Here is an 8804-nt window from a genome sequence, read left to right on the forward strand (position 1 = left end):
TTCTAAGACAAAAAGTCTTAGAATTTTTTATCGTAACCAACTTTCGTCTAACTGGCCTTTACTTTTGCTAAAAACTTTCCCATGTTCATCAATAACAGCATGAATCTCTTGGCATTGTTTGAGAGTAAGTCCTTCCAATACGTTACAATAAACAGCCTGCATTTCATTATAGGTATCAAAATTTCCAAATCCTAATCGTCGAAAAAGTCTTCTAGCATATTCATCCGAAATAAAAACTGAACGATCAAAAAGATATAGTAAAAGTGCATCTGCAGTCTCTGGTCCAATCCCTTTTAACTCCAAAAGTTGCTTCCGTAAATCTTCTGTTCCAATCCTAGCAAGAACCTCAAAACCACCATTTTCTCTTAACCAGATTAGAAGTCCCCTAATCGTTTGAGACTTTTGCTTAAAAAATCCAGCAGGTCGAATACGTTCCTGTAAATCTTCTAGTGATAACCCTAGGATACCCTCTACTGTCATGACATCCATAAGACCAGCTAAAGCCAACTTAGCATTTTTCTCAGATGTTCGCTGGATAAGAATAGTAGATACCAGATCTTCAAGCTTGTTATCCGATTGCCACCAATTTTGTTCTCCATAGTGCTTACAGAGTCGCAAAAGAGTCTCTTGTATTTCTTCTTGCCTCATCATTTCTTCAATAATCCCTGTTCCACCAAGAAATCATGTGCAACAGTATAAGCATCCTTACCATCAATACCAACCTGATAGTTCATCTGACTCATCTGGCTCTCGGTGATTTTACCAGCTAGTTTATTGAGGACTGCTTCCAGCTCAGGATGTTTTTCGAGTAATTTAGCTTTCATGAGTGGAGCGCCTTGGTATGGAGGGAAGAGTTGTTTATCATCCTCCAAAACCACTAAATCATAGCGAGCAATTTCAGCATCTGTTGAGTAAGCATCTGTAATTTGAATGTCCCCTGACTGGATGGCTTGGTAGCGAAGAGCTGGCTCCATGGTTGCCACATTGAGATTCAATCCATAAACAGACTGCAAGCCCTTGTTTCCATCCTCACGGTCATTAAACTCCAGAGTGAATCCCGCCTTGAGCTGTCCTTCTACTTTTTTCAAGTCTGAAATCGTCTTAAGCCCATATTCTTGCGCAATTTTTTTAGGAACTGCTATAGCATAAGTATTTTGATAAGCCATGGGTTTAAGAAAGGCTAGTTGATCCTGTTTGGCAATACCATCACGAGCCACTTCGTAAACTTCTTCAGAGTCATTGCTCACTTTAGGAGCTGGCTGCAAGAGAGAGCCTGTAATAGTACCTGTAAATTCTGGATAGATATCAATATCCCCTTTTTTCAGCGCTTGATAAAGGAAATCTGTCTTCCCAAAGTTAGGCTTGACCGTCACCGTCATATCCGTATTTTCCTCGATGAGAAGTTTATACATATTCATGAGAATCTCAGGTTCAGGTCCTAACTTCCCAGCAATGACGAGATTGTCTTTCTCATTATGTGGAATAATGCTTGGAGCATAACTAGCTCCCAAACCAAGGACCATGACAGCAAAGGCCGCAACAATTGTACGCAACTTTGCCTTTTCCAACCATTTGAGAACAACATTAAAGAGAATGGCCAAGATGGCTGATGAGATTGCTCCGATTAAAATGAGACTAGCATTCCGACGATCAATTCCCAAAAGGATAAAGGAGCCCAATCCACCAGCTCCCACAAGAGCTGCTAGAGTCGCTGTCCCAATGATCATAACGGTTGCTGTACGAACCCCCGATACAATGACAGGCATGGCCAGTGGAATTTCAAACTTCTTGAGTCGCTCCCACTTGGTCATTCCAAAAGCAATCCCTGCCTCCTCAAGACTAGGATCAATGCCGTTCAAGGCTGTGATTGTATTTTCTAAAATCGGGAAAATAGCATAAATAACAAGGGCTGTGAGGGCTGGTAAGGTTCCAATCCCCATGAAAGGAATAAAGAGCCCCAACAAGGCCATTGAAGGAATGGTCTGGAAGATACCTGCAACTTGTAGCACCCAGGTCGCTGCTTTTTTGTGACCATTTAGATAAACCGCAAGTGGGATGGTCAGAAAAATAGCGACCAATAAGGTCAAAAGCGATAATTGTAAGTGTTGACCAAGAGCGGTTAACCATTCCCCAAAACGCTCTTGAAAGGTTGAAATCAAATTAGACATGAAGGCTACCTCCAAACAAGTTCGCTACAAATTCTGTCGCAGGCGCTTGTAAAATTGTTTCAGGTTCTGCTACCTGGCGAATTTCTCCATCCTGTAAAACAGCAATTCGATCCCCTAATTTTAAAGCCTCATCCGTATCATGAGTAACGAAAATAGTTGTCATACCGAACTCCTTGTGCAAGTCTTTGGTGAGAGCTTGCAACTGCTTGCGGGAGATAGCATCCAAAGCTGAGAAGGGCTCATCCATCAGCAAGATTTTTGGTTCCCCAATGATAGCCCGCACAATCCCAATCCGCTGTTGCTCCCCACCAGATAACTCGCTTGGTAAACGATGAGCATAATCTGCAGCAGGTAGGCCAACCTTGTTCAAGAGTTCTTCTGTTTTAGAGGCGATTTGTTCCTTTCTCCAACCCTTCATCTCAGGAATCAATGCTATATTTTCAGCAACTGTCAAGTTAGGAAAAAGGGCAATGGCCTGAAGGACATAGCCGGTACTGAGACGTAACTCCCGTTCATCATAGTCCTTGATGCGTTTCCCATCCATATAAATATTGCCATCTGTCGGCTCCAAGAGACGGTTCACCAACTTGATCATGGTGGTCTTTCCAGATCCTGAAGGACCCACTAGCACCATGAATTCTCCATTTTCAATGCGGAGATTGACATCTTTTAAAATGTCCTTATCCGTGTAGCGCAAGGCTACATGTTTGTATTCAATCATTTAGTCTTCCTCATTTTTCACAATAACTTTGCCAAAAGAATAGCTTCCTTCCAGATAAGCATGCGCTTCCTGAATTTGGTCAATCTTATAAATCTTTTCAGGCCCTACATCCACATGGTAACGCTCGACAAAGTCTACCAATTCCTGAAGCTTGTCTTGAGACACATTGGCAGAAGCAAAGGTCGTCAAGTAGAGATTGCGAGAGAGCATCTCGATTGGATCAAAGTCTGGAACAGTCCACTGACCACCCAGTAGGCCACAAGAACAGATAATCCCACCTTCTGCTGTCCGCGCAAAAGTATCGAGAATAGCGCTGGGACCAACAAGATCCAAAACCTTATCGAACTGCTCTTTCGTGTGCAAGACACCGTACTTGTCCAAAATCACCTGATCAAATCCGACTGCCTTCAATTGGTCTTCCTTAGCTAAATTTCGGCTAGTTCCTGCTAGGTGAATCTTAGGAAATTTTCCTTTAAGCAGTTTAGCAAAAGCAATTCCTACACCACTGGTTGCTCCGCGGACTAACACGCTATCTTTCTCCTCAATCTTAAGATTGAGAAAAGAGCCAAATGCCGTGTAATAGGTTTCAGGTAGTGCGATCAAGCTTTCCAAATCAAGTTCTGTCTTGATCGGATAAATTTGTTCATTTGGAAGAAGTGTATACTCTGCATAACCTCCATCAAAGGCTCGCCCCATCTCTCCCATAATGGAAATGATTTGTTGTCCAATCTTCAAATCCGGTCGTGTCGTTTCTTCCACAAGACCGACACACTCAATCCCTAATACACGAGGAAATTTCACAGATGGTGATTGTCCCTTACGGGTAAAAATTTCACTATGATTGATGCCAAATCCTTGGATTTTCACTAGGGTCCAACCTGCCTTCAGGACTGGTTTAGGTCGTTCGACAACTTCTAATACCTCCGGTCCACCTGGAGTGCTTACAACAACTGCTCTCATAATGTATTCCTTTTTAAAATTTCCCACTATTGGTCAAGGCTTCTACCTTAGGCATAACTTCCTTATTATCCCAATGTTCAACAATTTTCCCATTTTCTAAACGGAAGATATCGTATTGAGCATAGGCAACGCCATCAATCAATACCTGACCATAACTCACTGCAAAATTTCCTTGAGTCAAGAGTTGGAAAACAAAGTCATAGGCCACATGGTGCTCGCGTACGTAATCCTTATAAGCTTGACTCCATTGCCCAATCTCATGATTATGCTGAATCACATCCTCTGCTACAAAGTCTTCCCATTGATCGAGCTCCTTGTTTTGGAAAATTTCTGTCAAGAAACGACGGACCAGCTTTTTATTTTCCGCTGACTTGTCCAAGTCCTTGATTTCAAAATCTCCAAAGATCTGATCGAGTTGCTCATTTTCAGGTGTACGATAGTAGTCAATAACATCCCAATGCTCAACGATACGAGCATTTTCATCTGCACAGAAAGTATCTGTCGTCACCCATTGGGCTTCTCCACCGTTTAGGTACTGGTGCACATGAACAAAAACCAGATTGCCATCTTCAATGGTACGAACAATCTTGATTTCACGTTCTGGATGGCGCTTGATAAAATCTGCAAAAAAAGTAGCGAATCCTTCTTTCCCATCCGGCACTCCTGTCGAGTGTTGGATATAGGTATCCCCTACTGAGCTTGCTTGCGCTTCTGCTACACGGCCATCTTGAATAGCACGAATATATAGATTTTGTGCATTTTGTGCTTGAATGGACATGATTTATTCCTCGTTTTCTTTTTTCTTTAAATTAGTGATAATACGCTCTTGATAAGCTTCAAATTCCTGGATTTCTTGATCCGAAAATCCTTGGTAGAAAATTTCACCTAACTCTTTACTGACACGGTCTCCAATTTCTTTTTGCGTCCAACCGAGATCTGTCAAAGAGATATATTTTTTTCTTTTATCCTGTGTACAAGGCTTAATCGTAACCAAACCCTGTTCTTCTAATTTCTTAACCATACTGGTCAGCGTATTGTTTGCCAGACCTGTCGCAAGAGCAATATCAGTTGCGGTAGCACAACCCAACTCTTGCTTCCACAAGATTGTTAAAATTTTTCCCTGCTCACTTCTGTATTGGGCATCTGGTTCCTTGCTCAAGAGTTTTTGAAAGATACGCCCATTCAACAATCGAATCTGTAGAGCTTGGTAGCCCCCTAACATCTTGTCCATTTTGTCTCCTTTACTTCTATATCGAACTTTCTGAATTTATTGTAAGATTTTTCATTACATCTGTCAACTATTTCGATATAGAAATAACAAAAAACTTCCTACCCAAAAGTAGAAAGTCATCATTTTTATAAAATTATACATGAATCACATCTGAAGCATTCCTCTTAAAGAAACTACTATGGACCAGATAAGGACCATACTTAGAATTTTGACTAGAAACCAAGCATAAAGGAATGATAAAAATTTTTATAAAGTAGAGTAAGCAAAAAAGTAAAAAATAACTAAAACTAAGAGTTTTTAAATCAAGAAAGTAAAGATAAAATAAAAGTAAAGCATTTAATAGAATATTAAATCCCGTAGCAAAACTAGCCGATAAGATATTCGTCTTGATCTGAGAATTAAAGAGTTTGACAAGAAACAAGGCTAATAAAGAAGTGTTATAGATACAAATCGGTTTATAATTATTACGATAGAAAACTAAACATTTATTGTTATAAAAAGCAAGCCCTCTGCTAAAATTACTCGCTTTGTTAATCCAAACATGGGAAACTCCACTGATATCACTCCAAGGAACAAATAAATCTAACCTTCTAATGTATATCCCATCCTGAGTAATATAAAATTTCCAAGGAAAAAGAAAATTAATACCAATACCAACGAAAATTAATAAAACAAAGGAATACCCTAACTGTGTTTGATGAAAGTTAAAGACGTAATCAAAGATAGTAACTGTTTGAATTCCTCGACCAACAATTTGATGAGCACCCAAAAGATATAAAATAACTATAAAAAGAACAAATCTATAATAAATACTACGAAACTTCACACTTTTTGGCATAGAAATTATTCTCCCGGATTATAGAATCATCATCAAATAATGCTTTACGTTCTTATATAACACTAGTATACCATTAAATACTCAAAGAATATAAAAATGAAAGAAGAGATTTTAAAAAATAGAGCTTGGCCTTGACCAAACTCTTCATTTTTCTACTCTTCCTCAACTAAGCGTTTAAACTCTGCTTGGATCTCTGTATTCTCTGTCGGTTTTAAGTACATAACCCCACCATTTGTTGTTGGAGAATGAAAAACAATCGCTTCCCCAGTATCAGTTATCGCAAAAAAGTAGCTATGCACGTCTGGGTATTTATCCCAGTTACTATAGCGTTCCACAATTCGATACTTAGCATTTCCTAAACCTGTATCCGTGTATTCGGCATTCATTTTTTCGCTTGGTCCATCTCCAAAGGTATAGAGATTATCTGCACCAACATCACCACCAGAAATTCCCTTTTTGTAATTTGGTTGACCAAGTCTTTCACCCCATCCTTTAATGAAGGCTTCTAATTTTGCAGATTTGCTTGCATTCCAAGGAGCTTTTTGTTTCTCCTCGGAGATAGAAGAGCTAGTCGAAGTTTCAAATTTCTGCCAATCAAAACCTCTTAGATCAATTTGATCAGATTCAGTTTTTCCAAAATTAGATCCAATATAATTAGATTCTATTTGAAATTCTTTTTCCTGAAGTTTACTAGCCCCCTTTTGCTTTTCATTTAACTTATAAAGAGTTCCATAACCTTTACCAGTTCCTGACGACCAACTTAATTCAAGAATCTCCCCACCTTGATAAATAATTGTCGCATTCCTAGCTCCACCATGTCCTGCAGCAAAACCTTCTGCTAAAAGCACAGGTTTACCTTCTTGTATAGAGTACACTCCAGTTAAAAAGTATTTTCCACTTAAATTAAGATCCGCTACAAGTAACTCCACAACGTCATCATCATTTAAATCAACAAAAGAGTAACACATATCATCTGAACGATTTATAGCATTTTCAATAGACCAACTATTGATAGGACGTTCAGTAGCTTTTAAACTTTGATAAAGATTTGAAATTGCAGTTGAATCATTAGAAGTAGAAAATATTTTTTGGTAATCATCAAAAACTGACTTGTACAAATCTTTATAATCTTTCTTAGACTCCCCAGACTTTATCTCATTACTAGTAGTTGAAGTAGATAAACTAGTATCTTTACTAGAAACCTCAGAATTTTGATTACTACAACCAACTGTAAAAAAACTAAATATAAGAATAAACAGACTTCCTACTATACTTCTATTCCCCATAAAAATCTCCTCTTGAAATGAATGGTGACCATAGCTTTGCCTACATTATATCAAATATTTTAGAGTTTCGGTAAAATAAAAAATCTTATATATACAAATACTAAGTAAATAAGTTCTATAATTCTTACATTAGATACACCTTCGATAAATCCTATAGATCAAAACATATTGTAGAAAAGGCCAATAGGACCTATAAAGAAAAGAGATTAACCATTATTTAAAGGTAATTTGTAATATAATTAAATTATAATAGAAACTTACAGGAAAATAAAGAAAAGAACATTAACACATCGAAAGACTAAAATAGAAATGCAGATAGAATCTAGGAAAAAGACTACAAAATCACTAAAAAAACTTAAATATTCGGTTAGTTTAATAACATTAAACCTAGAAACTTCCTAAGAGTGAAACAAAAAGAGTAAATCATTTTGTTTCACTCCAGATTGTAACAATGCATCGCCCTACCATAGTTATCAAAAAGCCTAAATTTTACAGTCAAAAACACAAAAAAAGAGCTAAGAAGCTCTAATTACGGAGAATAAGGGATTCGAACCCTTGCGCCAGTTACCCGACCTAACGATTTAGCAAACCGTCCTCTTCAGCCTCTTGAGTAATTCTCCTACTAATGGGCACGAGTGGACTCGAACCACCGACCTCACGCTTATCAGGCGTGCGCTCTAACCACCTGAGCTACGCGCCCAAGTTTTAAAAACTTGGTAAATGAACTATATGTTCAAAGCGGGTGACGAGAATCGAACTCGCGACAACAGCTTGGAAGGCTGTAGTTTTACCACTAAACTACACCCGCATAAAAATAAATATGGCGCGAGACGGAATCGAACCGCCGACACATGGAGCTTCAATCCATTGCTCTACCAACTGAGCTACCGAGCCTTATTGCGGGAGCAGGATTTGAACCTACGACCTTCGGGTTATGAGCCCGACGAGCTACCGAGCTGCTCCATCCCGCGTTAATAATAAAGGAGGATGTGGGATTCGAACCCACGCACGCTTTTACACGCCTGACGGTTTTCAAGACCGTTCCCTTCAGCCGGACTTGGGTAATCCTCCATAGTATTTAATGGACCTTGTAGGACTTGAACCTACGACCACTCGGTTATGAGCCGAGAGCTCTAACCAGCTGAGCTAAAGGTCCAACAAGATCATTATAGCGGCGAAGGGGATCGAACCCCCGACCTCCCGGGTATGAACCGGACGCTCTAGCCAGCTGAGCTACACCGCCATCAATCGGGAAGACAGGATTCGAACCTGCGACACCTTGGTCCCAAACCAAGTACTCTACCAAGCTGAGCTACTTCCCGAGTTAAATAGAAAAATGCACCCTAGAGGAGTCGAACCTCTAACCGCCTGATTCGTAGTCAGGTACTCTATCCAGTTGAGCTAAGGGTGCTCTTTATATGCCGAGGACCGGGATCGAACCGGTACGATCGTTACCAATCGAAGGATTTTAAGTCCTGTGCGTCTGCCAGTTCCGCCACCCCGGCCTCTCTAAGCGAACGACGGGATTCGAACCCGCGACCCCCACCTTGGCAAGGTGGTGTTCTACCACTGAACTACGTTCGCATCGACCTCTTGGTTA

Annotated in this window: 8 protein-coding genes and 12 tRNA genes; all 20 read right to left on the bottom strand. The window is 39.8% G+C overall.

From position 1 onward, the window contains the following. Positions 1-27 precede the first annotated feature (27 nt). Positions 28-651, bottom strand: coding sequence for an endonuclease III domain-containing protein (locus O3633_RS03525; protein ID WP_049529930.1), 624 nt, complete (start codon positions 649-651; stop codon positions 28-30). Then, positions 648-2168 carry an ABC transporter permease/substrate-binding protein gene (locus tag O3633_RS03530; RefSeq protein ID WP_371620397.1) on the bottom strand — a complete coding sequence of 507 codons (1521 nt, stop codon included), beginning with the start codon at positions 2166-2168 and terminating at the stop codon, positions 648-650. Before O3633_RS03530 ends, O3633_RS03525 begins: the two co-directional genes overlap by 4 nt. Continuing rightward, the gene (locus tag O3633_RS03535; RefSeq protein ID WP_049529932.1) at positions 2161-2889 is read right to left on the bottom strand and encodes an ATP-binding cassette domain-containing protein; all 729 of its coding nucleotides are present in this window, start codon (positions 2887-2889) and stop codon (positions 2161-2163) included. The genes O3633_RS03530 and O3633_RS03535 overlap by 8 nt, the downstream gene beginning before the upstream one ends. Continuing rightward, entirely contained in the window at positions 2890-3849 is a 960-nt protein-coding gene (locus tag O3633_RS03540) for a zinc-binding dehydrogenase (RefSeq protein ID WP_049529933.1), read from the bottom strand. A 13-nt stretch (positions 3850-3862) separates the two neighbouring features. After that, a complete protein-coding gene (locus tag O3633_RS03545; RefSeq protein WP_049529934.1) occupies positions 3863-4627 on the bottom strand; it encodes a nuclear transport factor 2 family protein in 765 nt (254 codons plus the stop codon). Between the two features lie 3 nt (positions 4628-4630). Continuing rightward, positions 4631-5080, bottom strand: coding sequence for a MarR family winged helix-turn-helix transcriptional regulator (locus O3633_RS03550; protein ID WP_049529935.1), 450 nt, complete (start codon positions 5078-5080; stop codon positions 4631-4633). A 133-nt stretch (positions 5081-5213) separates the two neighbouring features. Continuing rightward, positions 5214-5918 (bottom strand): hypothetical protein, encoded by a 705-nt coding sequence (locus tag O3633_RS03555; RefSeq protein ID WP_049529936.1) that lies wholly within the window; start codon positions 5916-5918, stop codon positions 5214-5216. 152 nt (positions 5919-6070) lie between these two features. Beyond that, positions 6071-7204: a DUF4767 domain-containing protein gene (locus O3633_RS03560; protein ID WP_049529937.1), complete on the bottom strand. Its 1134-nt coding sequence runs from the start codon at positions 7202-7204 to the stop codon at positions 6071-6073. Positions 7205-7736: 532 nt separating this feature from the next. Beyond that, positions 7737-7824: transfer RNA gene (locus O3633_RS03565), tRNA-Ser, on the bottom strand. Between the two features lie 6 nt (positions 7825-7830). After that, positions 7831-7904 (bottom strand) — tRNA-Ile (locus tag O3633_RS03570). A gap of 37 nt (positions 7905-7941) precedes the next feature. Continuing rightward, positions 7942-8012, bottom strand: a tRNA-Gly gene (locus O3633_RS03575). 13 nt (positions 8013-8025) lie between these two features. Further along, positions 8026-8098, bottom strand: a tRNA-Phe gene (locus tag O3633_RS03580). 3 nt (positions 8099-8101) lie between these two features. Further along, positions 8102-8175, bottom strand: a tRNA-Met gene (locus tag O3633_RS03585). Positions 8176-8185: 10 nt separating this feature from the next. After that, positions 8186-8275 (bottom strand) — tRNA-Ser (locus O3633_RS03590). 11 nt (positions 8276-8286) lie between these two features. Beyond that, positions 8287-8360 (bottom strand) — tRNA-Ile (locus O3633_RS03595). A 13-nt stretch (positions 8361-8373) separates the two neighbouring features. Further along, a tRNA-Met gene (locus O3633_RS03600) sits at positions 8374-8447 on the bottom strand. Positions 8448-8452: 5 nt separating this feature from the next. Next, positions 8453-8526 (bottom strand) — tRNA-Pro (locus O3633_RS03605). Between the two features lie 15 nt (positions 8527-8541). Continuing rightward, positions 8542-8615: transfer RNA gene (locus tag O3633_RS03610), tRNA-Arg, on the bottom strand. Between the two features lie 8 nt (positions 8616-8623). Further along, a tRNA-Leu gene (locus O3633_RS03615) sits at positions 8624-8709 on the bottom strand. Between the two features lie 7 nt (positions 8710-8716). Next, positions 8717-8788, bottom strand: a tRNA-Gly gene (locus tag O3633_RS03620). Between the last annotated feature and the right edge of the window lie 16 nt (positions 8789-8804).

The organism is Streptococcus sp. 27098_8_22 (assembly GCF_041432415.1).
In the GTDB taxonomy this organism is placed as follows: Bacteria; Bacillota; Bacilli; order Lactobacillales; family Streptococcaceae; genus Streptococcus; species Streptococcus pseudopneumoniae_M.

What these genes read in the sequence shown, in the direction of transcription:
- O3633_RS03525 (WP_049529930.1), bottom strand. Translation starts at nt 651, where the DNA reads ATGATGAGGCAAGAAGAAATACAAGAGACTCTTTTGCGACTCTGTAAG.
- O3633_RS03530 (WP_371620397.1), bottom strand. Translation starts at nt 2,168, where the DNA reads ATGTCTAATTTGATTTCAACCTTTCAAGAGCGTTTTGGGGAATGGTTA.
- O3633_RS03535 (WP_049529932.1), bottom strand. Translation starts at nt 2,889, where the DNA reads ATGATTGAATACAAACATGTAGCCTTGCGCTACACGGATAAGGACATT.
- O3633_RS03540 (WP_049529933.1), bottom strand. Translation starts at nt 3,849, where the DNA reads ATGAGAGCAGTTGTTGTAAGCACTCCAGGTGGACCGGAGGTATTAGAA.
- O3633_RS03545 (WP_049529934.1), bottom strand. Translation starts at nt 4,627, where the DNA reads ATGTCCATTCAAGCACAAAATGCACAAAATCTATATATTCGTGCTATT.
- O3633_RS03550 (WP_049529935.1), bottom strand. Translation starts at nt 5,080, where the DNA reads ATGGACAAGATGTTAGGGGGCTACCAAGCTCTACAGATTCGATTGTTG.
- O3633_RS03555 (WP_049529936.1), bottom strand. Translation starts at nt 5,918, where the DNA reads ATGCCAAAAAGTGTGAAGTTTCGTAGTATTTATTATAGATTTGTTCTT.
- O3633_RS03560 (WP_049529937.1), bottom strand. Translation starts at nt 7,204, where the DNA reads ATGGGGAATAGAAGTATAGTAGGAAGTCTGTTTATTCTTATATTTAGT.